At 58.7% G+C, this 252-nt stretch carries 1 pseudogene; it reads left to right on the top strand.

Annotation, left to right across the window (positions count from 1 at the left end):
- Positions 1–252, top strand: a pseudogene (locus E0D98_RS27155) (conjugal transfer protein TrbA); the annotation flags it as partial.

The raw sequence follows: 252 nt of genomic DNA, 5'->3' as shown, positions 1-252 counted from the left end.
GCCGTTGCCCGGGCAGAAAATGAAGCGTGTCGTCTCGGCCTGCCCTGCCCGGAACCCTGTGTGGAAGAAGCCATTGAAGGGCTGCGGCAGGACATGCTGAGACTGGGGTTGATATGGGACGAACCTCAGCCAGACCGCGATCGCAGACGTCAGATAAGGACCCGCTGGTCACTCACGGATGACGTGATACCACGCCGCCATGATAACGATGAAGGCTCAGACACTGGTGAAACCACCGAAACCACTGAAACC

This window comes from Escherichia sp. KCJ4928 (assembly GCF_004352695.1).
Lineage (GTDB): Bacteria > Pseudomonadota > Gammaproteobacteria > Enterobacterales > Enterobacteriaceae > ECMA0423.
Note: the sequence above shows the minus strand (reverse complement) of the source record. Positions and strands in the feature narration are given on the sequence as shown.